Raw genomic sequence first — 21,816 nt, 5'->3', positions numbered from 1 at the left:
CCCCCAAGACACCCGTGCGGCACCGTTTACGCCAGGTTTGCCGCAGCGCGAAACACGCTCCGACGCGCAGGCTCCGCGCCCGCGCGTGCCGCCCTACAGGCTGACGAGGATCTTGCCGAAGACGCGGCGCGATTCGAGGCGCTCCAGACCCTGCGCGAAATCCGCGAGGGGATAGATGGTATCCACGACCGGCCGGATGCCGGCTTCCATCTTATCGAGGGACTGGCGGATATTCGCCAGCGCGCAGCCGAACGAGCCGGTGATCCGATATTGCTGCTGGAAGAGCTGCATCAGGTTCATCGTTGCCGAGACGCCCGAGGTCGACCCGCAGGTCACCAGACGCCCGCCGCGCTTGAGGCACAGCAGTGAGCCGTTCCACGTGTCGGCGCCGACATGCTCGAACACCACGTCGACGCCCTTGCGCTTGGTCAGTCGCCGGACCTCGCCCTCGAAGCGCTCGGTTCTGTAGTTGATGACGTGGTCGGCGCCGAGCTCCGCGGCTTTGCGGCCCTTCTCGTCATCGCCGACCGTCGTGTAGACGGTGCAGCCGATGGCCTTGGCCATGCGGATCGCCCCGGTGCCGATCCCCGAGCCGCCGGCATGCACCAGCACGCTCTCGCCGGGTTCCAGCCTGGCGTTGTCGAACAGCATGTGCTGGACGGTCCCGAAGGCGATACCCGCGCAGGCGGCATCGGTGTCGCTGACGCCCTCCGGCACCCGCACGACGAGGCGCGCCGGCAGGGTCACCAACTCCCGGGCGAACCCGTCGCGGTGGAAGCCCATCACGCCGGAGACATCCTCGCAGAGGTTGTCCCGGCCCTCGCGGCAGGCCCGGCACTGACCGCAGGTCATCGCCCCGTAGGGCACGACCGGATCGCCGGCCGCGAGGTCCGTGACGCCCTCCCCCACCGATTCGATGACGCCCGACGCTTCCGCGCCGACGACGAGGGGCAGCTTACGCTTGGCGAAGGCCATCCCGCGAAAACCCCAGACATCGATGAAGTTGAGCCCCACGGCACGGATGCGGATCCGCACCTCGCCCGGACCGGGGGCGGGCGGCGCCGCGATCTCGGTCAGGCGCAGGTCGCGGTCGCCGAAGAGCTGGAGGGCTTGCATGATCATCGTCTTTTTGTAGTCGACGCCGTACCGTCATCGGCCAGGGCCCAGTGCCGCATCAAGCGTGTAGGATCGCTGCGAAATGGGCCGCCAGTCGTGTGCGATCCGCCAGGCCCAGATGTCCGATCCGGCGACCGATCTGACCATTCGGCAGCGTGAACACTTTACAGCGGACCACCGAGGGGTGCCGGAGGCCGGCCGCGGCGAGATCGACGATCGCGTGATCGCTCGGCCAGTGGCTGCCGGCGCCCGTTGTGATCATCGCGGTCACGACATGTCCGTTCGTATCGTTGAAGCCGGTGTTCGAGAGGACCATGACCGGTCGCGGTTCGCGGACCGGGACGTCGATGAACGGAAATAGAGCCGTCAAAACATCGAACCGCTCATAGGCCGTCATAGGCTGCGGCATCGTCCGGACTGTTCCACTCCGTCAGCGTCGCGCCGAGCGACAGAAGATAGGGATCGGGCATCGGCCGCTCGGCCTCGACCGTGATCATCGAACCGCGACGGGACTGCAAGTCATGCCAGGTCTCCGCATCGGCCGGCTCGGGCCCGACGCCGTCGGTGGCGTGGCCGGTGTCGCCGTCGAGGACCTTCCGAAAGCGCATGGGCCTGCCGTCGATCCGCAGGACAAGGCGCTGGTCCGGCCGTAGCGCGCGGATCGTCAGCGCCAGATCCGGATCGCCCTCCACGTGCCGCGCCCGGAGCACCACGTCGCGCAGGATCATCGTCGCCATCGAAGCACCTCCCGCCGAGAGCTACGCGCCGCCCAGCCGCAGATCAACACGGACTCCGCGACCTTACCCCGGAGCTTGGAGCCGGTGTTCGGGAGGGCGCCTATTCCGGCGCCAGGTAGCGCCGCCGCGCCCAACCTAGGGTTCGGCCGGCCTTGACCCGACACCATGTGGTCCGGCTCGGCGTATCGTTGGTGCAGCCGAAGACCAGGGCGCGGACACGGATCTCACCGACCTGCTCGGCGGCGGGATCAGGCTCCGCCCGGATGCTCAGGGCTTCGCCCGGCGGCAGGCCCGAGATGCGGTAGGGCTCGGGTTCGGCCCACGCGGGACCGGAAGCGAGCGTCGCCGAGAGGCTCAGGGCGGCGGCGAGGGCGAGGCTGACGCGCATCGGTGGGATCGTCCGGTTCGGTGGGTCACCGGTCACGTCCGGTGGATGCCCATCATCGCGGTCAGGCCGCCATCCACCGGCAGCACCGCCCCGGTGATGTAGGACGCCCCCTCGCCCATCAGGAAGGCCACGAGCGCCGCGACATCCTCGGGCTTGGCGAACCGTCCGGCGGGAATCTGCCGCTCCATGCCGTCGCGGTGGGCGGCGTAGCGCGCCAGCATGGCGGTGTCGACGAAGCCGGGCGCGACGACGTTGACGGTGACGCCGCGCCGGGCCGTTTCGATCGCCAGGGTGCGGCAATAGGCGATGAGTGCCCCCTTGGTGGCGGCGTAGGCGGCATTGCCGGCATTCGCCCGCAGGGCGGCGACGGAGCCGATCGCCACGATGCGCCCGGACCGGCCCCGGGTCATCGCCCGCACCAGCGCCTTGGACAGGCGGGTCAGCGAGAAGAAGTTGACCTGCATGGCCGCCTCGGCCTGGGCCTGATTGAGCATGGCGGCCAGCGCGTCGCTGGATTGGCCGGCATTGTGGACGAGGCCGTAATAGGCCGTTTCCTCCGCGGCCGCGCAGAACCCGTCGAGGGCGGCCCGGTCGGCGAGGTCGAGGCGGTGGGCCGCGAAGGCGCGGTCCGGATAATCGGCGTGCAACGCGGCGAGCAGCGCCTGGGCCGCGTCTGCCGAGGACCGATAGGTGAAATCGACCGCGAAGCCCGCGCCGGCCAGGGTCCGGACGGTCGCCGCACCGATCCCGGACGCGCCGCCGGTGACGAGGACGCGGCGGTGGTGGTCCGTGCCGCTCACGCCGGCTCCGCGCCGAGGACCAGACAGGTGTTCTGGCCGCCGAATCCGAAGGCGTTCGAAAGCACCGTTCGCACCGGCAGATCGCGGGCCGTCTCGACGATGTCGAGGGCGATGGTCGGATCGGGGACGCGATGGTTGATGGTCGGCGGGATGCGGCCGTGGCGGATGGTCAGCAGCGACACCGCCGCCTCGATGGCGCCGGCGGCCGTGAGCGTGTGGCCGATCATCGATTTGTTCGAGGTCACCGGCAGGGCGGACGCCCGGGCCCCGAAGACGGCCGCGAGCCCGAACGCCTCCATCTTGTCGTTCTCCGGCGTCGAGGTTCCATGGGCGTTGACCGTGTCGATCCCGTCGGGTTCGAGCCCGGCATCCTCAAGGCTCGCCCGGATCGCCGCGATGACCGGTGCCCCGTCAGGGCTGGAGCGGGTGCGATGGAAGCCGTCGCCCTTCTCGCCGCAGCCGAGGACGTAGCCGAGAATCGTGGCGCCCCGGGCTCTCGCAGCGTCGGCGTCCTCCAGGACCAGGGCTGCGGCGCCCTCCCCCATGACGAAGCCGTCCCGGTCCTTGGAAAACGGTTTCGAGGCTGCCTCCGGATCGTCGTTGCGGGTGGAGAGCGCCGAGAGCAGCGAGAACCGGATCAGCGATTCCGGGTTCACCGAGCCATCGGTGCCGATGCAGAGCGCCGCCGCGGTCTCCCCGCGCCGGATCGCCTCGACGCCGAGCTGGATGGCGGTGGCGCCGGACGAGCAGGCGGTGGAGAGCGAGATCGGTGAGCCCTTCGTGCCGAAGCGGTCGGCGATCCGGTCGGCGACGGTGCCGAAGATGAACAGGTCGTGCCAGGCATCGAATCGGCGAGTCGCCGCGGCCCGGAGAAGGCCGGCATAATCGACCGGACCGTTGCCGCCCACGGCCTCCGCCAGGGCCTGCCGCTGCGGCCATTCCATCTCAACCGGCGGCACCGCGATGAACAGCGCCCCCGGGAAGTCGCCGGCTTTGCCGATCCCGGCCTGCGCCACCGCCTCCTCGGCGGCCGCCGCGGCGAAGCGCTCGGACAGGAGGGGCGCCACCAGCGGCTCCGTATCGAGGAAATCCACGGTGCCGGCGATGCACGTGCGCAGGCCGTTGGTTGGGAACCGCGCGATGGCGTGGATGCCGGACCGGCCCGCCACCATGGCGGCCCAGGTCTCGGCCTGACCCTGGCCGAGGGAGGAAACGACGCCGATGCCGGTGACCGCGACGAGGGGCCGGCCCCGGGCGTCGCGGTGGGATCGCGCGCTCATGGTGCGGTCCTTACGGGATTTTCCGCGCCGGTACACCACCGCGCCTTCCGAACCGCCGCCGCGATCCCGCGTCGGGGCGCCACGGCTCCTGGCTCGCATCGGCAGGCCGAGCCTCCGTCATTCGGCAGCGGAGGGGCCGCGTCCATCCGGGCGGGGTGCGTTGGCCAGACGAAGCACGGTCTGGAGCAGGACATCGGCGCCGGCCGCGCAGTCGGCCTGGGTGGCGGATTCCGATTCGTTGTGGCTGATCCCGTCCTTGCACGGCACGAAGATCATCGCGGCCGGCACCCTGGCGGCGAGGTTGCAGGCATCGTGACCGGCGCCCGAGATGATCCGGCGGCGGGCGTGGCCGAGGCTCTCGGCGGCCGCGTCGATCGCCGCCACGATGGCGGGGTCGAACGGGACCGGTTCCTTGCGCCAGATCCGCGTCAGGGCGATCTCGAGGTGCCGGCGGCCGGCGATGGCCTCGGCCGCTTCGCCCAGGGCGGCCTCCATGGCGTCGAGGGCCTCCGAGCGCGGGTCGCGCACGTCCACCGTGAAGGCGACCCGCCCGGGCACGACGTTGCGGGAGGGCGCCAGGATCTTGGCCTCGCCGATCGTGGCCACCGCCGAGGGGGCGTGCGCCAGGGCGATCCGCTCGGCGGCCAGCGCGAACTCCGACAGGGCCAGCAGCGCGTCCCGGCGGCGCGGCATCGGCGTGGTGCCGGCATGGCTCTCGAAGCCGGTGATCACCCCGTCGAACCACATGATGCCCTGGCCGCCCTCGACCACCCCGATGGTCTTGCCCTCGGCTTCCAGGATCGGGCCCTGCTCGATGTGCAGCTCCACGAAGGCGCCGATCTCCCGCGTGCCGACCGCCTCGACCCCACGATAGCCGATGGCGTCCAGCGCCTCCGCCACCGTGGTCCCGGCGGCGTCGCGCTTGGCCAGGATCTCGTCCGCGGTGAAGTCGCCGGCATAGGCGGCCGAGGCCATCATGGCGGGGGCGAACCGGGAGCCCTCCTCGTTGGTCCAGTTGACCACCATCAGCGGCGCCTCGGTCTCGATGCCGGCGTCGTTGAGGCTGCGCATGACCTCGAGACCGGCCAGCACGCCGAGCACGCCGTCGAACTTGCCGCCGGTGGGCTGGGTATCGAGATGCGAGCCGAAGGCGACCGGCGGCCGGCTCATGTCGCGGCCCGGCCGGAGGGCGTATTGCGTCCCGAGCGCGTCCACGGAGACTTCGAGCCCGGCCGCCGCGCAGGCATCCCGGAACCAGTCGCGGACGTGTCCATCCTCGGCCGAGAGCGTGAGGCGGTTGATGCCCCCGGCGGGTGTACCGCCGAACGTGGCGGTCTCCAGGATCGTCGCCCAAAGGCGCGCGCTGTTCGCGCGCAGATTGTGGGTCTTGCTCGGGTTCGTCTCGGCCATGCCGGTTCCTCTGACGGCGGAGCGCCGTGCCACACGTCCCTCATCGGGCAGCGCGCGCCGCCGGAGCAACGCCGGTGCCAACCGGCGCCGTCAGGCCGGGCGGCGCCGCACCGGATTGGCCCGGAGGAGTTCGACCCCGTCGACCTGCAGGGCGGCGGCGATCGCGCCGAGGGCGCTCGCCTCGATGTTGCTGATTCCGTCCTGATCGGCGACATCGGCGGCGATCAGGAAGACGTTCTCGCGCTGGCTCGCGGGCCGCTCCGCGACCGCCGTCACGTGGCGCAGATTCTCCGTCCGCCCGAGGCGGGTCCGCGCCCGGGCGATCCCCTCGTAGAGTTCGGTCTCGAGCATCAGCGCGTCGTAGCCCTTCATCAGGACGGGATCGGCGATCAGCCCGTGCAGGGCGGCGTCGAACTCCTGGCCAGCCACCTCCCCGTCGGCCACGATGACGTTGGCCGCGGCCGAGACCGCGGCGAGCATCAGCGCCTTGTCGCCGACATAGGCGGTGACGGTGCGGCTCACTTGGCCGAGCAGATCGCGCAGGACGTTCATGAAGACTTTGCCGGGGGCCGGTCGGGAGCGGAGACGCGGCAGGGATAGCAGAGGACGGCGCGGAAGGAAGCCGGCATGGCCCGGCCGGTCAACGCGACGCGGGGGACGGGCCGGCCCGCCGCCCGTTCACGGGGATGTTACAACTTCTGCGGATTTACTGGCGGCCAGACACGCTTGGGCAACATCGCCATGCAAATCTTGTTTCAGCTGCGCTGATGCGCGGTCGACGGAAGGCGGACCAAGTCCCCCCAGCGCAATCCGCCTCCGTCGCGACGCCGCCGGGACGATGTTCGGGTGCCCCCCAGGCCCGACCTTCGTGCCGGCGGTGGCCCCTCCCGCCGCCGGCTGCCCGATCCGCGCGTTCCACCGGCCGCCGCAATACGGCGCGGCCGAGGTTCACCGCCAGAACGGCTTCACGTCGAGGAGATCGGCCCGCGCCTCGGCGGCGGCCTTGAGCAGGTCCCGCGTCCCCGGATCGTCGGAACTAGGCATCGCCGGCCCCGACAGGCTTTCGGTCATCGTCCGCGCCGTCTCCAGGTCGTTGAGCGCGCCGAGATGATCCTGGAGATCCGACAGCGCGTCGCCGAACTTCGCCTGTCGGCGCAGATCCTTCTCCCGCTGATAGAGGCCCGCGAAGAACTCCGCCCCGTAGCGGAGCTTCTTGGCGGCGATCCGCGCACGGTGCCGGGTATGCGGGTCGAGGCGCTTGAGGCCGCGGCCGCGCTTCTTGAGCCTGAGACGCGCGCTGTCGAGCACCCGGGCGGCGAAATCGCGCCCGTCCTCGGCGGCGGACGGCTGCGCGGCCCAGGCACCCGCCTCGATCCATCCGGCGAGATCGATGATCAGGCCGCGCCATTGCGGGCTCTGCAGGGTCGCCAGAACCACGTCGTAAGCGCGCTCCCGCTCCGCCTCGGCCCGGGCGCGGAGATCGTCGAGCCCGGTCTCGTCCGGGCGTGCCTTGGCCAGCTCCGGCAGGGTGTGACCCAGGAACACGTCGAGGTTCCGGGCGTGGCCGAAGGGCTCGGTGACACGCTTGATCTCGTCGTTGAAGCCGCCTGCCCGGGGGTCGCCGTCCAGCATCGGGGCGAACAGCGACAGCGCCGAGCGGAGACGGCGCAGGGACACGCGCATCTGGTGCAGGGCCTCGGGCGGCCGTCCGGCTTCGAGGAACGCGTCCTCGTTGAGGCGCATGTGGCGGAGGCAGGCGCGCGCCACCCGGCGGAACACCGCGCCGGCGGTCGCACCCTTCGGCAGCTCGGTCGGCCCGGCCTTGACCACGCCGCGGCCTGTCCCGTCGATCAGCGCGAAGCCCACGGCGCTCTTGGCGTAGACGCCCAGGCGCAGTGGTACCGTTTCGGCCAGGGCCTGCGCGAGCTGGAACAGGTCGGCCGGGTCGCCATCCTGCAACTCCAATTCGAGCTCGCAAAGCGGTGCGTCGCCGACCGGGCTCTCGACCCGGCCCTCGTCGAGGGTGACCAGGATCCGCGAGCCGTTCTGTGTCACCGGGATTTCCCGGCGCATGACGACGGTCGAGAACAGCCGCTCCAGCGGCGCTTCGGCCGCGCGCAGGACCGGCTCGGCCGCCGTGCCGGCACAGGCAGCCGGATCGGGGGCCTCACCGGCGATCTCGGTCTCCCACTCGGCCCGGTCGAACAATCCGACAGCGCCGGACCCGGCCTTCACGGTCTGGATGTGGCGGCCGCCCTTCGCGCGGACGCGGAGGGTCAGGTCGGCCGCCCGGAGATCGCGCTTCGCCGTATCGAAGTAAGCGGTGACCAGATGTTCGGGCTCGACGGCTGCGGCGCCCTGGAGCCGCGGATGGGCGGCGAGTGCCGTCAGGTCGGGTCCGGCACAGTCGAGCTTCAGCTCGATCTCGCGCGGCTCCACCGCGCTGCCGCTTTCGCTCTCGCTCATGCTCTCCTCTTCATGACCCAGCCAACCCGAGCGGGTGTACGCCCATGAGGTTGCACCGAACTGTCGATCCGGTCGCGGCCCCGCGCACCATCAACCGCCGCCAGTCTAGCAAAAACCGACGCCGCGCGCGGGCGCAACGGCGATGCATCAGGGATCGTTGCGGCTCGAGATGCTGCACTGCGTTAAAATCGCCCTTTCACAATTCGTAAACGCGTGGCAAGACAAATTGTCCACAATCCATCTGCCGCGCATGCCCCGGCCCCGACCGTCCGGCGGCCCATGGCTCGACGAAGAGCCGGCGCGGCGGGATTCCCTACGACGAGATGTGTGCGCTCCGCGTGGACGGCGGCGCCGTAGCGATGGTCGGGTCGGTGACTGCGTTGAAGACACTTCTCGTAGGCGTGGTTGGCCATGTGGATCACGGTAAGACCGCGCTGGTGCGCGCTCTTACCGGGATCGAGACGGACAGGCTGAAGGAGGAGCGGGCCCGCGGCGTCTCCATCGTCCCGGGCTTCGCCCTGCTGCCTTCGGCGCGGGGGGAGATCGACCTCATCGACCTGCCGGGCCACGAGCGATTCGTGCGCGCCATGGTCTCGGGAGCAACCGGCATGCGCGCCGTTCTGCTGGCGGTGGATGCCCAGGAAGGCATCAAGCCGCAGACCGTCGAGCACCTGGAGATCGCCCGGCTGATCGGCGTACGCCGCGGCGTCCTTGCCCTGACCAAATCCGATCTCGCCACGCCCGAGACCCTCGCGGCGCGGACAGCCGAGATCGCCGCCGCGGCGGCCCGCGCCGGGCTCGAGGCGGGCCCGGTCATCCCGACATCGACGGTCACGGGCGCCGGGATCGCCGACCTCACGGCGTCCCTCGCCGCGCTGCTGGCGGAGGCGGAACCCGGGAGCGACGACGGCTTCCCCTACCTGCCGGTGGACCGGGTCTTCTCCCGGGCGGGCTTCGGCACCGTGGTGACCGGGACCCTCAGGCGCGGGGCGCTGGCGGTCGGCGACACGGTCGAGATCGTTCCCGGCGGTCGAAGCGCGGTGGTGCGCGGTCTCCAGATCCACGGACGCCCGGTGGACCGGGCCGAGCCCGGGCGGCGCACCGCCGTCGCCCTGCGGGGTGTCGGCCTCGACGAGATCGCCCGGGGACAGGCCCTGGCGCTGCCGGGCGTGCTCGCCCCGAGCGCGTGGCTCGATGTCGCGATCACGGCCGCCGCCAGCGCCACCGACGCCCTCGGCAGCGGCACCGCCTGCCGGCTCCTATTCGGGACGACCGAGGTCGAGGCCCGGCTGCGCCTGCTCGACCGGGACGCCCTGGAGCCGGGGGCGAGCGCGCAGGCGCAGCTGCACCTGGCCGAGCCGGTCACTGTGCCGGCGCGAGAGCCGTTCGTGCTCCGGCTCGATTCGCCGGCCGCGACGGTCGCCGGCGGGCGCGTCCTCGATCCGGGGAGCCGCCGCCGCCGCCGCCACGACCCGCGCGTCCTGGCCGACCTCGCCGCCCTGGCCGCGGGGCAGCCCGCGAAGGCGATCGCGGTGCGCCTCGGACAGGCCGGCGCGGCCGGTGCCCCGCTGGTGGATCTTGCCCGGCTCGCCGGAGCGGCCCCGGCCCGGGTCCGCGCGATGCTGAGCGAGGCGGGGGCCCTGGAGATCGGTGACCGGTTCGTCGGCGCCGGGGCCTTCGAGGCGCTGCGCACCGGGATCCTGGCGACGCTCGCGCAGCATCACCGGGACAATCCGATGGAGCACGGGATCGCGCTCGAACGCCTGTCCCGATCCCTGGCACTCCCGGACGCGCTCACCGGCACGGCCCTGCGTACCCTCGCGGCGGCGGGTACGGTGGTCCAGGCCGGTACCCTGTGGCGGCGCGCCGATTTCGACCCTGCCCGCAACGAGAGCGAAGCAGCCCGGAAGCTGGAGCAGATCTTCCGGCGCGCCGGCCTCAACCCGCCTGACGAGACCGAGGCCGTGGGTCGCGACGTGCGCCGGCGCGAGGCGCTGACCTATCTGGTCGGGGCCGGGACGGTGATCCGGGCCGTCGACCGGGTCCAGCGCCGCGCGGTCCTGTTCCACCGGGAGGCGGTGGCGAGTGCCCGCACGCGCCTCGTCGACGCCTTCCCGCAGGCGGCGACGCCGGAGACCGGCTTCCTGGCCCGGGAGGCAGGCGCGGCGCTGGGGATCTCCCGCAAATTCTCGATCCCGCTCCTGGAGCACCTCGATGCGACGGGCTTCACCCGCCGGGCGGGGGATCGGCGGGTGATCGTCGCCCTCGAACCGGCCCCCGGCGGTCCGGCGGTGTAGGGCGTCGCCCGCCCGGGCGGCGCGAGGGTCTGCCGAGGTTCCTCTCGGACCCGTTTCTGAGACTGCCGCGGCTTGGTCGGGGCCATGAGCCCGCACAGCGTCCGGACGCGAAACCGCGGACCAACTTGAAGAAAGCGGCTCAGAAATCCTCGCCCGGCCAGTCCCCGGCCCCGGGCTCGTAGCAGGTGTAGCCGATCAGGCAGTTCGGGTTGTCCCGGGTCGGGCGGAAGGCGCGCTTGGCGATCTCGGTCACCTCGCAGAAGGAGCGGTCGCGCACGAATCGGTCATAGGTCATGCCGCCGGTGCCCAGGACCAGGGCACCCCGCGCCTGGATCAGCCGCACGGCCTGCTGGCAGGTCATCGCGGTGCTCGACGGCCGCGTCTGCGCGACCGCCGGCATGGCGGCGAGGACGAGGACCGTCGCAATCCGGATCACAAACGCGTTCATCAGCTTCCCCACCCGGACATGGCGACAACCCGGGGCGCGCCCGTTTCCGTCCCGGGGCGAATCGTCCCGGCGCAGGCCGTCACTCCTCGAAGGATTCCACGTGGACGGTCCCAGCCCCCTGGCGGCAAGCGGCCGCCTCGATCCGGGCCAGCTGCGCCTGAGCCCGCCCGCAGGGGAAGCCGTAGCGGATGCGAACCCGCTCGCTGGCGATCCCGAGGGCCAGCCGGCTCAGGTTGACGAACTCGTCGACGGGATAGTCCTGACCGACCGCGAGATGATCCTTGATGACCAGGGAGGGGGAATAGCAGGCCTCACGGGATCCGTCCGGCCAGCGGATGTGGAAGCGCATCTCAGGCATCGGTGGGCATCCGCGTCGTGTTCCAGGCCGCCGAGCCGGTGGCGGCCGGCACCGCCGGCCCGGCACCTGGAAGGAGCGCCCCGTAGGTCGGCAGGTGCCGCGCCGCGCAGGCCGCCCAGGCATGGGCCCGGGCGACATCGCCACCGGCCGCGCGCAACCGCGCCCGCCGCTCGGGCTCCAGGCTCGCCCGCATCGCCGCCGCCAGGGCTTCGATATCCTCCGGATTCACCGAAAGGGCTTCGCCGGGGGCGAGGTACTCGGTGAAGGGCGGGCGCGCGGAGACGATCACCGGGGTGCCGCAGGCCATGGCCTCCAGCACGCACAGGCCGTAGCCCTCCGTCAGGGACGGGGAGACCAGCGTTGAACACAGCCGGTAGAGGGCCGGCATGTCGGCCTGGGCGATCGGTCCGATCTGAACGACCGGGCAGCCCGGACCGACCGACAGACCCGCATCCTCCAGCGCGGCATGGCACAGGGCCTCGTATCCGGGCGGTTCGAGGATCGACGCCTGTCCCGCCACCACGAGCTGCGCCGTCGGACTGCGTCTGTGGAGCGCCGCGAAGGCCGCGATGACCGCGCGGGTGTTCTTGCGCGCCGCAAATCCGCCGACGCTCAGGAAGACCGGGCCGGCACCGAGCCCAAGTCGTCGACGCAGAGCCTCGTCGCCGGGCCCCGGTTCTGGCTCGTAGAACGCCGCGTCGACGCCGCTGCCGACGACCTCAGCCTGTGCGCCGTACTCGGCCGCGAGCGTCGCCGCCCAGGTTCGGCTGACGCAGAGCAGGCGGCCGGCATCTACGATCGCCCGATCCTGCCATCGGGCCAGCTGCGAGTCCGCAAAGGCGTCGATGCGGTGGACCGTGCGCGCGAACCCGGAGACCAGTCGCCGCCGCGTGAGCGTCGCCAGGGCATTGCCGCCGATGCTGCATTGGGCGTGGAACACGTCGAAATCGCAGGCGGCCGGCATCGAGAAATGGGCGAGGTAATCCGCGATCCGCGCCCCGACCACCGCCGCGGCGGATCCGTGGGTCGGCTTGGCCGCCACGGAGATCACCGGGCAGCGCGCGTCGCGGAAGAAGCCGCGCCCGGTCGGATCCGGGGCGTGGACGACGGCCTCGTGACCGAGCCCGCACAAGGCTTCGCCGAGCGCCAGGGCATGGACCCCGGTGCCGCTGGGCTCGGTGGAGGAGGTGAGGATCGCGATGCGCAAGCGGTCGACCCAGGGACGGCGCGACGCGGCTCGCGGCCCGTCCGGACGTGGCGCCCGATGCGACGAACCACGGTCTCCGCCGCCCTCCCGGAGATCCGCACGAGCCCGGACGCATCGTCCGTGCCGTGTTGCCCTGAGCGGTGCCGCGGGCGGGCAGACCCGTTGACGAAGTCTGAATCCGCGCCCGCCAGCCTCGGGCACTTAATTTTGTGTTACGAATTCATCTGACTTTCAAGCGGTCCGAAAAACGGCACTTTCCGAACCCATGTGACAGATTGTATCCGTCATTCAGGAGCGCTGGAGCCGTCGATCCCGTGTCAAAATTCGCCACCGCCCTGACGCCTGCGCGGCCGGTCCGCCGAATGCTGCGCCGCCTCGGCGTGCTCTGCGGTCTCCTCGTTCTGCCCACGGCGGTCCTCGCCTATGCGGATCTCCTGCCCGAATCCCTGGATCTCTTCGGCATCGATCTTCAGGAAAGCCCGGACCTGCCGCACGTCGCCCGCCAGATCGCCATCGGCGCGCCGTTGAAGATCGTGGCCTTCGGCTCGTCGTCCACCGAGGGCATCGGCGCGTCGAGCCCGGCCAACGCGTATCCCGCCCGCCTCCAGATCGACCTGCGCAAGACGCTGCGCGGGATCAACGTGTCGGTGGTCAATCGCGGCATCGGCGGTGAGCACGTCGACGACATGCTGGCGCGCCTGGACCGCGACGTCATCGCGGCCGAACCCCAGCTCGTCATCTGGCAGACCGGCAGCAACGACCCGCTGCGCGGGGTCTCGATCGCGCATTTCCACGAGGCCACGGTGGCGGCGATCCGCCGGATCCGCGATGCCGGCATCGATGTCGTGCTGATGGAGCCGCAATGGTGTCCGAAGCTCGAGGCGACTCCGGGCGCATCGCGGTTCCTCGAAGCGGTGCGCAGCATCGGCGACGAACTCGATGTGCCGGTGATCCGGCGCGCCGACCTGATGCACGGCTGGGTGCGCGAGGGGAAACTCACGACCAAGCAGCTCTTCGCCTCCGACGGCCTGCACATGGCGGATCGCGGTTATGCCCTTCTGGCCGAGGCCGCGGCCCGCTCGATCCTCGCGGATGCCGGATCGGTGCAGACCCCCGAGGCGGTCGCCGAATAAGATCCGTCGGACCGCGCAGCGTCGCCGGCCGATCCCGAACCAACGGCTGGACGGCGCCCTCAAGACTCCCCATCTCGACGCGGTCGAGATCGGAGCCGAACCTTGAGCCAGGACGCCTACAGGCAAGACGACCGGGGCGCCGTGCCTCAGATGCACGCGACCACGATTCTGATGGTCCGCAAGGGTGGTCGCGTCGTCCTCGGCGGCGACGGGCAGGTCAGCCTCGGCCAGACCATCGTGAAGGGCAACGCCCGGAAGCTCCGGCGGCTGGCCAAGGGGGCGGTCATCGGCGGGTTCGCCGGCGCCACGGCCGACGCCTTCACCCTGTTCGAGCGGCTCGAAGCCAAGCTGGAGCAATATCCCGGGCAACTGACCCGGGCCTGCGTCGAACTCACGAAGGACTGGCGTACCGACCGGTACCTGCGCCGCCTGGAGGCGATGATGCTGGTCGCCGACCGCGACGTGAGCCTGCTCCTGTCGGGGTCCGGCGACGTGCTGGAGCCCGAAAGCGGCGTCATGGCGATCGGCTCGGGCGGCAATTACGCGCTGGCGGCGGCCAGGGCCCTGGAGGACGGCGATCTCGACGCCGAGGCGATCGTGCGCCGGGCCATGGCCATCGCCGCCGAGATCTGTGTTTATACGAACGGTAATCTGGTCATCGAGGCGCTGGATGCCGCCTGGACGCCTGAGCTCTCCGTGACCTCCGGCGAATGAGCCGACAATAAACCGCGGATACCAATAGCGAGCGCCTTTGCTCAGTTAACCGCCTTTTGAACAATTGACGATATTTTGCATCCAATCAAACCTGCAGGGTTGGAAGAGCATGCATATCGGCGGGAAACTCCTGGGCTTCGTCGGCGCCTGCAGCCTGACGACGCTGATCGTCGCCGGCGTCAGCGTGGCAACGCTGAACAGCTTCGAACAGGCGCTCATCAGCGTCGAGGGTGCCTCCATCCGGGCGCTCGACGCGGCGAACTTCAACCGCCTAGCCGCCGAGGTCACGATGGATTCCCGCGGCATCTACGCCTCCGCCGACCGCGCCGAGGCCGCGAAATACGCGGCCCGTCTCCGGCAGGGTTTAGCCGAGATGGACGCCCTGCGCGCCGAATGGGCGCCGAAAGTCGCGCCGTCCGAGCGCCCGCTCTTCGACGTGATGGCGCGCAATGCCGATTCCTTCCGGACCCTGCGGATGGCCCTCGCCGAAGCCGGCGAAACCGTGAGCCCGCGCGCCGCAGCGGATCTCGGCTTCAACGATGCCAATCAGGCCAACCGCAAGGCGTTCCAGACCAGCATCAACGCCCTGGTGAGCCAGGGCCGCACCGAGATGGCGGCGGTCAAGGGCGACACCCAGGCGTTGTTCCAGGGGCGGACGCTCCTCCTTCTCGGCCTCGCGCTCGCCGGCACGCTGATCTGCTGCGCCCTCGGCGTCCTGGTGGGACAGCGCCAGATCGCCCGGCCGCTGCGGGCGGTTGCGGAGGCGATCGAGCGCCTCGCGCGGGGCGATCACGCGCTCCCGGCGGTGACGCCGCGCCGGGACGAGATCGGCGCGATCTGGACGAGCACCAAGATCCTCAACGAGACCCTGGTCGAAGCCGAATCCCTCCGCCAGGAGCATCAGCGGCAGGATATCGATGCGGCCACGCGCAAGCAGGTCGAGATGGCCGGTCTCGCCGATCAGTTCCAGGGCAGCATCGGCAGCCTCGTCTCGCACCTCGCCGGCGCGGCGTCGGGCATGGAGCGGGCGGCGGCCGCGATGGCGGGCAACGCCGAGCATGCCGGTGTCCAGTCCCAGGCGGTCACGCGCGCCGCCGAGACCACCGCGCACAATGTCGAGGCGGTGGCGGCCGCGACCGAGGAACTCGCCGCGACCGCGAGCGAGATCGGCGTTCAGGTGTCCCAGACTTCGAACGCGGCCGAGAGCGCGGTCGAGGCGACCCGGCGGACACGCACCAGCGTCCAGGCCCTGGCCCGAAGCGCCGACGGGATCGGGCAGGTCGTGTCCCTCATCTCGACCATCGCCGGGCAGACCAATCTGCTGGCCCTGAACGCCACGATCGAGGCCGCCCGCGCCGGCGAGGCCGGACGTGGCTTCGCCGTGGTGGCGACTGAAGTGAAGGAGCTGGCGACGCAGACCGCCAAGGCCACCGAGGAGATCGCCGCTCAGATCGCCGCCATGCGGGCCGCGACGCACGAGGCGGTCTCCGCGATCGAAGAGATCGGCGGCACGATCGAGCAGGTGCACGGCATCGCCATCGGCGTGGCCGCCGCGGTGGAGGAGCAGCAGCTCGCCACGCAGGAGATCGCCCGCAGTATCTCCGAGGCGGCGAGCGGGACCCGCTCGGTCACCGAGACGATGGCCCTGGTCCTCAACGCGGCGCACGAGACCGGCGTCAGTGCCGCGCAGGTCCTGGAGGCGGCCGCCGACATCGCCCGGCGCTCGAACGGGCTGGGCGGCGAGGTCTCCGGCTTCGTGGCCCAGGTGCGGGCGGCTTGAGGCCGCCCCGACGCCCGGGCGCCGTTGCGTTGCGGCGCGGAGCGCCGTAGGACCGGTGCATTCGCAAGGACCCGGTGAAAGCCCGGGTGGCTCTTCCGGCCGCCGATCCGCCGGACCACGCATCCGAGATGCCCTCCCGTCCGCCGAGCGCGCGGACGCGCGTCTCGTGCGGAATATTCATCACATGCAGCCCAGTAGCTCCGCGACCCGCGGCCTCCCCGGCCCGTGGCTCGGCACGATCCGCGGCGACACCCTCTCCGGCATCGTCGTCGCCCTCGCCCTGATCCCGGAAGCGATCGGATTCTCGGTGATCGCCGGGGTCGACCCGAAGGTCGGCCTCTACGCCTCGGTGGTCATCGCCTGCACGATCGCCTTCGCGGGCGGGCGGCCCGCGATGATCTCCGCCGCCACGGCCGCCACGGCGGTGGTGATGATCGACCTCGTGCGCGAGCACGGCGTGCAGTACCTCTTCGCCGCGACCATCCTGATGGGCGTCCTGCAGATCCTGGCCGGGCTGCTCAGGCTCGGCCGGTTGATGCGGTTCGTCTCGCGCTCGGTGATGACCGGCTTCGTCAACGCGCTGGCGATCCTGATCTTCCTGGCGCAGCTCCCCGAACTCACCGGCGTGACGCCCGCGACCTACGGGCTGATCGCCCTCGGGCTGGCGATCATCTACGGGTTTCCGCGGGTCACCCGGGTCGTCCCCTCGCCCCTCGTGGCGATCGCCGTGCTCACCTCGGTCACGGCGCTCTTCCACCTCGACGTGCGCACGGTCGCGCATCTGGGCGCCCTTCCGTCGTCGCTGCCGCGCTTCGCCCTGCCGGACGTGCCCCCGACCCTGAAGACCTTGCGCATCATCCTGCCCTACGCGGCGACGCTCGCCGCCGTCGGCCTGCTGGAGAGCCTGCTGACCGCGCAGATCGTCGACGACATGACCGACACCGCCAGCGACAAGAACCGCGAGTGTATGGGCCAGGGCGTCGCCAACATGGCCTCCGCCGTGTTCGGCGGCATGGGCGGCTGCGCGATGATCGGCCAGTCGGTGATCAACGTCTCCTCGGGCGCGCGGGGCCGGCTCTCCACTTTGGTGGCGGGGGCCTTCCTGCTCCTGCTCCTCGTGGCGCTCCAGGACCTGCTCGCCGTCGTGCCGGTGGCGGCACTGACGGCCGTGATGATCATGGTCTCGCTCAACACGTTCTCCTGGCGCTCCCTCCTGCAACTGCGCACGAACCCGCTGCCATCCTCGGCGGTGATGCTGGCGACCGTCGTGGTGGTGGTGGCCACCAAGGACCTCGCCCTCGGCGTCCTCGCCGGGGTGCTCCTGTCGGGCGTGTTCTTCGCCGGGAAGGTCTCGCGGCTCAGCCGGGTCACCTCCGAACGCTCAGGCGACGGGCGGAGCCGGACCTACCGGGTCACCGGGCAGGTCTTCTTCGCCTCCGCCGGTACGTTCTCGGAGGCGATCGACGTGCTCGAACCCGTCGAGCGCTTGATCATCGACGTGACGGCCGCGCATTTCTGGGACATCTCGGCGGTCGCCGCCCTGGACCGCGTCGTCCTCAAGGCCCGGGCGCGGGGGCGCACCGTCGAGGTCGTGGGGCTCAACGCGGCGAGCGCGACCCTGGTCGAACGGTTCGGGACGCACGACAAGGCCAACCCCAACACCGCACCCGCGGGGCACTGAGGCGATCTTACGCCCCCGCGCGGCCCCTTGCGCGGGGGCGCGCGGGACCCCATTCCCGGCGCAGGGTTCGGGCGATCCGGCCGGGAACAGGGATGGACCAGCGGTGACGACGTTCTCTCCGCGCGAGATCGTGTCCGAACTCGATCGCTTCATCGTCGGGCAACACGACGCCAAGCGCGCCGTCGCGATTGCGCTGCGCAACCGCTGGCGCCGCCAGCAGCTCACTGGACCGCTCCGCGAGGAAGTGGCACCGAAGAACATCCTGATGATCGGGCCGACGGGCTGCGGCAAGACCGAGATCGCTCGGCGCCTCGCGCGGCTTGCCAACGCGCCGTTCCTCAAGATCGAGGCCACGAAGTTCACCGAGGTCGGCTATGTCGGCCGCGACGTCGAGCAGATCGTGCGCGACCTCGTAGAGGTGGCGATCGGCCTGACCCGCCAGACCAAACGCGAGGGCGTGAAGGCCAAGGCCGAGGCGGCCGCGGAGAACCGCATCCTCGACGCCCTGGTCGGTGCCACGGCCAGCCAGGCCACGCGCGACAGCTTCCGGCGCAGGCTCCGCAACAGCGAACTCGATGACAAGGAAGTGGAGCTGGAACTGACATCCGGCGCCCCCGCGGGCCTGCCGATGTTCGACATCCCCGGAATGCCGGGGGCGTCCATGGGGGCGATCAACATCGGCGACATGCTCGGCAAGGCGCTGGGCGGCCAGCGCGGCAAGCCGCGGCGGATCCTCGTGCGGGACGCCTACGCGCCGCTGATCGCCGAGGAATCGGACAAGCTCGTCGACGACGAAGCGCTCGTGCGCGAATCGATTCGCGAGGTCGAGAACAACGGCATCGTGTTCCTCGACGAGATCGACAAGATCTGCGCCCGCGAGGGCCGCTCCTCCGGCGACGTCTCCCGAGAGGGCGTCCAGCGCGATCTGCTGCCCCTGATCGAGGGCACGACGGTCGCCACCAAGCACGGTCCGGTGAAGACCGACCACATCCTGTTCATCGCGTCGGGCGCCTTCCATGTCTCGAAGCCGGCGGATCTCCTGCCGGAGTTGCAGGGCCGGCTGCCGATCCGGGTCGAATTGCAGCCCCTGACGGTGGACGATTTCCGCCAGATCCTGACCAGCACGGAGGCGAGCCTGCTCAAGCAGACCGTCGCCCTGATGGAGACCGAGGGCGTGACCCTCACCTTCACCGAGGATGCCGTCGATGCGCTCGCGCGGGTCGCCGTCGAGGTGAATGCGTCGGTGGAGAATATCGGCGCCCGCCGGCTCCAGACGGTGCTGGAACGGGTGATCGACGAGATCTCGTTCACCGCCACCGACCGGTCGGGTGAGACGGTGCCGATCGATGCCGCGTACGTGCGCGACCGGGTCGCCGACCTGGCGGCCAATGCGGATCTGAGCCGGTTCATCCTGTGAGGGCTGCCGGACGGGTTCTCCCGTCTCCGGCGATGCGTCGATTGAACTGCGCAATCGACGCATGTTATGCGTCGATTGATGTACATCTACAACCGGCCGGAGTGGCCACATTTCCGCTGGGACGACGCGGCGTTGCTCGCTCCACTGGGGGTTGTTCGCTACAGGCAGGGCCGCCTGCTCGGCCGGATGGAAGGACTCGGCTTCAACGTCCGCGAGGAAGCCGTCCTGGAGACGCTCACCCGGGACGCCGTCGAGACGAGCCAGATCGAAGGCGAGAGCTTGGCTCGCGACCAGGTTCGATCGTCCCTGGCGCGACAGCTCGGGATCGAAACCGCTGGACTCGTCCCGGCGGGACGGCAGGTCGAGGGGATCGCCACCGTGGTCCTCGACGCGACGCAGCGGTTCGCGGAGCCTCTGACGTCCGCGCGCCTGTTCACGTGGCATTCGGCCCTGATTCCGGATCGTGACGTCGGGCGACAGCCGATCACTGTGGGTGCTTGGCGAACCGATGCACTGGGACCGATGCGCGTCGTGTCGGGTTCATGGCGACGCGAGCGGGTGCACTTTGAGGCCCCTCCCGCCGCCCAGGTGGCCGCGGAGATGGAACGCTTCCTGAACTGGTTCGAGGACGCCGACGATACGACCGACGCCGTTCTCAGGGCGGCCATCGCGCACATCTGGTTCGTAACGATCCATCCGTTCGATGACGGCAACGGCCGCATCGCCAGAGCCATCGCCGACATGGCCCTCGCCCGGGCCGAGGGGACGGGACGCCGATTCTACAGCATGTCGGCGCGTCTGCGCACCGAGCGGAATGCCTATTACGAGACGCTTGAGGCGACCCAGAAGGGCGATCTCGAGATCACGGCGCGGCTCGCTTGGTTCCTCGGCGTGCTCGATTCGGCGATCGCCGATGCGGAGACCATGCTCGATGCGGTGCTGCGCAAGGAGCGTTTCTGGCGGGCCCTGGATGCCAAGCCGGTGAATTCGCGTCAGAGGGCGATGCTCACGCGTCTCCTCGACGGTTTCGAAGGAAACCTGACCTCGTCCAAATGGGCGCAGATCGCGAAATGCTCGCACGACACGGCGCTCCGCGATATCGACGATCTCCTCGTCCGGGGATTGCTGGTTCGCGGTCCGGCCGGCGGACGTAGCACCCGCTACATCCTGGTCGAACCGCAATCCTGAAGGGCTAGCCCGCGTGTCCCGCAACAGCTTCGGCGTCGGCGATCCGGCCCTCTCGGTCGCGGCCCTCGTCGCCGGCATGGTCTCCCTGCAATGCGGCGCGACCTTCGCCAAAAGCCTGTTCCCGGCCGTGGGTGCGGCCGGGACCGCATCCCTGCGGGTCGGCTTCTCGGCGCTGATCCTCATTGCGCTCTGGCGGCCGTGGCGTCGGAGCCTGCCGTTGCGGGAGGCGGGTTGGATCGCGCTGTACGGCGCCGCGCTGGGGCTGATGAACCTGCTCTTCTACCTCGCCCTGGCGCGCCTGCCCCTGGGGCCGGCGGTGGCGATCGAATTCGCCGGACCGCTCGCCGTCGCGCTCGTCGCCTCGCGCCGCCGCTCCGATTTCCTGTGGATCGGTGTCGCCGTCCTGGGCCTGACGCTGCTCTTGCCGATCGGCACGGGGGACGGGCTCGATCCCCTGGGCATCGCCCTGGATCTCGGCGCCGCCCTGGCCTGGGCGCTCTATATCCTGTTCGGCCAGCGCGCCGGGCGGGCCGATGGCGGTCAAGCGGTGTCGCTGGGGATGCTGACCGCCGCCCTCGTGGTCGCGCCGTTCGGCGTGGCCGAGGCCGGTGCCGGGCTGCTCGCCCCCGGCATCCTGACGGCCGGTCTCGCTGTGGCGCTGATGACGAGCGCCCTGCCCTATTCCCTCGAGATGGTCGCGCTCCGGCGCCTCGATCGGAAGAGTTTCGGCGTGCTGATGAGCCTGGAGCCCGCGGTCGCGACCTGCGCGGGGCTGGCGCTGCTTGGCGAGCGAATCAGCGCCGTGCAGGGGATCGCGATCGGCTTGGTGATCGCGGCATCGGTCGGGATCACCGCGCGCTCCCGACAGCCGGCGCCCGCAGCGACGATCCTGGGACCGGAGGGGCCATCTACTTCCCCGCGAGAACCCGCGAGGCGACGTTGATATATTTGCGCCCGGCTTCCTGGGCGTGCAGCACCGCGTCGCCGAGGTTCTCCTCGTCGCGGACACTGGCCAGCTTGATCAGCATCGGCAGGTTGATGCCCGCCACCACTTCCACCGAGCCGCCGTTCATACAGGACAGGGCAAGGTTGGAGGGCGTGCCCCCGAACATGTCGGTGAGCACCACGACGCCCTCGCCGCTATTCACGCGACAGACCGCGGACATGATGTCCCGTCGTCGCAGCTCCATATCGTCCTCCGGCCCGATCGTGATCGTCTCGATCTGATCCTGCGGGCCGACCACGTGCTCCAGGGCGGCCTTGAACTCGGTCGCCAGCAGCCCGTGGGTGACGAGCACCATGCCAATCATCGACACGTGTTCCAACGTCCTGTGTGTGCCGCCATGTTGTGCATCGCACAGACCCCCACAAGGCAAACGCGACTTTTTTGCCTGGA

At 70.6% G+C, this 21,816-nt stretch carries 21 protein-coding genes and 1 other annotated feature; of the genes, 8 read left to right on the top strand and 13 right to left on the bottom strand.

Features of this window, described 5'->3' with window-relative positions; genetic code table 11:
- Nucleotides 1-93 precede the first annotated feature (93 nt).
- The 9 genes from AC3IF3_RS17800 to AC3IF3_RS17760 form a co-directional block, all read right to left on the bottom strand.
- A complete protein-coding gene (locus AC3IF3_RS17800) occupies nt 94-1,116 on the bottom strand; it encodes a zinc-binding dehydrogenase (RefSeq protein WP_489231332.1) in 1,023 nt (340 codons plus the stop codon).
- Nucleotides 1,117-1,174: 58 nt separating this feature from the next.
- Complete coding sequence (locus tag AC3IF3_RS17795) at nt 1,175-1,513, bottom strand: type II toxin-antitoxin system PemK/MazF family toxin (protein WP_489217509.1); 339 nt, start codon at nt 1,511-1,513, stop codon at nt 1,175-1,177.
- Nucleotides 1,500-1,853, bottom strand: a complete 354-nt coding sequence (locus AC3IF3_RS17790; protein WP_489217508.1) for a hypothetical protein — start codon at nt 1,851-1,853, stop codon at nt 1,500-1,502. The genes AC3IF3_RS17795 and AC3IF3_RS17790 overlap by 14 nt, the downstream gene beginning before the upstream one ends.
- A 100-nt stretch (nt 1,854-1,953) precedes the next feature.
- Nucleotides 1,954-2,241: an SH3 domain-containing protein gene (locus AC3IF3_RS17785; RefSeq protein ID WP_243973782.1), complete on the bottom strand. Its 288-nt coding sequence runs from the start codon at nt 2,239-2,241 to the stop codon at nt 1,954-1,956.
- Nucleotides 2,242-2,273: 32 nt separating this feature from the next.
- Complete coding sequence (locus AC3IF3_RS17780; RefSeq protein ID WP_489229715.1) at nt 2,274-3,041, bottom strand: SDR family NAD(P)-dependent oxidoreductase; 768 nt, start codon at nt 3,039-3,041, stop codon at nt 2,274-2,276.
- Nucleotides 3,038-4,321 carry a beta-ketoacyl-ACP synthase gene (locus AC3IF3_RS17775; protein WP_489229713.1) on the bottom strand — a complete coding sequence of 428 codons (1,284 nt, stop codon included), beginning with the start codon at nt 4,319-4,321 and terminating at the stop codon, nt 3,038-3,040. The genes AC3IF3_RS17780 and AC3IF3_RS17775 overlap by 4 nt, the downstream gene beginning before the upstream one ends.
- A gap of 117 nt (nt 4,322-4,438) precedes the next feature.
- Nucleotides 4,439-5,731, bottom strand: a complete 1,293-nt coding sequence (locus tag AC3IF3_RS17770) for a Zn-dependent hydrolase (RefSeq protein ID WP_489229712.1) — start codon at nt 5,729-5,731, stop codon at nt 4,439-4,441.
- A 90-nt stretch (nt 5,732-5,821) separates the two neighbouring features.
- A complete protein-coding gene (locus tag AC3IF3_RS17765; protein ID WP_489217504.1) occupies nt 5,822-6,283 on the bottom strand; it encodes a tellurite resistance TerB family protein in 462 nt (153 codons plus the stop codon).
- A gap of 396 nt (nt 6,284-6,679) precedes the next feature.
- Complete coding sequence (locus AC3IF3_RS17760) at nt 6,680-8,197, bottom strand: CYTH and CHAD domain-containing protein (RefSeq protein WP_489229711.1); 1,518 nt, start codon at nt 8,195-8,197, stop codon at nt 6,680-6,682.
- A 359-nt stretch (nt 8,198-8,556) separates the two neighbouring features.
- Between AC3IF3_RS17760 and selB the strand changes: the two genes are divergently transcribed.
- Nucleotides 8,557-10,494, top strand: a complete 1,938-nt coding sequence (selB, locus tag AC3IF3_RS17755; RefSeq protein WP_489231331.1) for a selenocysteine-specific translation elongation factor — start codon at nt 8,557-8,559, stop codon at nt 10,492-10,494.
- A 139-nt stretch (nt 10,495-10,633) separates the two neighbouring features.
- Here the strand turns inward: selB and AC3IF3_RS17750 are convergent, their stop codons facing one another.
- The 3 genes from AC3IF3_RS17750 to AC3IF3_RS17740 form a co-directional block, all read right to left on the bottom strand.
- Entirely contained in the window at nt 10,634-10,942 is a 309-nt protein-coding gene (locus AC3IF3_RS17750; RefSeq protein WP_243973788.1) for a hypothetical protein, read from the bottom strand.
- Between the two features lie 79 nt (nt 10,943-11,021).
- Nucleotides 11,022-11,300 (bottom strand): MSMEG_0570 family nitrogen starvation response protein, encoded by a 279-nt coding sequence (locus AC3IF3_RS17745; protein WP_489229710.1) that lies wholly within the window; start codon nt 11,298-11,300, stop codon nt 11,022-11,024.
- The gene (locus AC3IF3_RS17740; protein WP_489229709.1) at nt 11,293-12,507 is read right to left on the bottom strand and encodes an MSMEG_0565 family glycosyltransferase; all 1,215 of its coding nucleotides are present in this window, start codon (nt 12,505-12,507) and stop codon (nt 11,293-11,295) included. The genes AC3IF3_RS17745 and AC3IF3_RS17740 overlap by 8 nt, the downstream gene beginning before the upstream one ends.
- 362 nt (nt 12,508-12,869) lie before the next feature.
- Between AC3IF3_RS17740 and AC3IF3_RS17735 the strand changes: the two genes are divergently transcribed.
- From AC3IF3_RS17735 to AC3IF3_RS17705, 7 genes are all read left to right on the top strand, one after another.
- Entirely contained in the window at nt 12,870-13,640 is a 771-nt protein-coding gene (locus tag AC3IF3_RS17735) for an SGNH/GDSL hydrolase family protein (protein ID WP_489231330.1), read from the top strand.
- A 150-nt stretch (nt 13,641-13,790) separates the two neighbouring features.
- Complete coding sequence (hslV, locus tag AC3IF3_RS17730) at nt 13,791-14,354, top strand: ATP-dependent protease subunit HslV (protein WP_489231329.1); 564 nt, start codon at nt 13,791-13,793, stop codon at nt 14,352-14,354.
- 109 nt (nt 14,355-14,463) lie between these two features.
- Nucleotides 14,464-16,134 (top strand): methyl-accepting chemotaxis protein, encoded by a 1,671-nt coding sequence (locus AC3IF3_RS17725; protein WP_489229708.1) that lies wholly within the window; start codon nt 14,464-14,466, stop codon nt 16,132-16,134.
- 64 nt (nt 16,135-16,198) lie between these two features.
- Nucleotides 16,199-16,254, top strand: a sequence feature (sul1 is cis-regulatory element that is thought to sense ions involved in sulfur or methionine metabolism; They are found in Alphaproteobacteria).
- A gap of 64 nt (nt 16,255-16,318) precedes the next feature.
- The gene (locus tag AC3IF3_RS17720) at nt 16,319-17,815 is read left to right on the top strand and encodes a SulP family inorganic anion transporter (RefSeq protein ID WP_489229707.1); all 1,497 of its coding nucleotides are present in this window, start codon (nt 16,319-16,321) and stop codon (nt 17,813-17,815) included.
- Nucleotides 17,816-17,918: 103 nt separating this feature from the next.
- Nucleotides 17,919-19,232 (top strand): ATP-dependent protease ATPase subunit HslU, encoded by a 1,314-nt coding sequence (gene hslU / locus AC3IF3_RS17715; RefSeq protein WP_243973793.1) that lies wholly within the window; start codon nt 17,919-17,921, stop codon nt 19,230-19,232.
- A gap of 66 nt (nt 19,233-19,298) precedes the next feature.
- The gene (locus tag AC3IF3_RS17710; RefSeq protein ID WP_489229706.1) at nt 19,299-20,420 is read left to right on the top strand and encodes a Fic family protein; all 1,122 of its coding nucleotides are present in this window, start codon (nt 19,299-19,301) and stop codon (nt 20,418-20,420) included.
- Nucleotides 20,421-20,433: 13 nt separating this feature from the next.
- Complete coding sequence (locus AC3IF3_RS17705; RefSeq protein ID WP_489217497.1) at nt 20,434-21,363, top strand: EamA family transporter; 930 nt, start codon at nt 20,434-20,436, stop codon at nt 21,361-21,363.
- On the opposite strand, the gene AC3IF3_RS17700 is transcribed toward AC3IF3_RS17705, so the two are convergent.
- A complete protein-coding gene (locus tag AC3IF3_RS17700) occupies nt 21,329-21,730 on the bottom strand; it encodes a PTS sugar transporter subunit IIA (RefSeq protein ID WP_243973829.1) in 402 nt (133 codons plus the stop codon). The two genes, AC3IF3_RS17705 and AC3IF3_RS17700, sit on opposite strands and share 35 nt — an antisense overlap.
- Between the last annotated feature and the right edge of the window lie 86 nt (nt 21,731-21,816).

The sequence above is a fragment of the Methylobacterium sp. J-118 genome, from assembly GCF_057836565.1.
The sequence above is the reverse complement of the archived record's forward strand: the minus strand, read 5'-3'. Positions and strand labels throughout refer to the sequence as shown.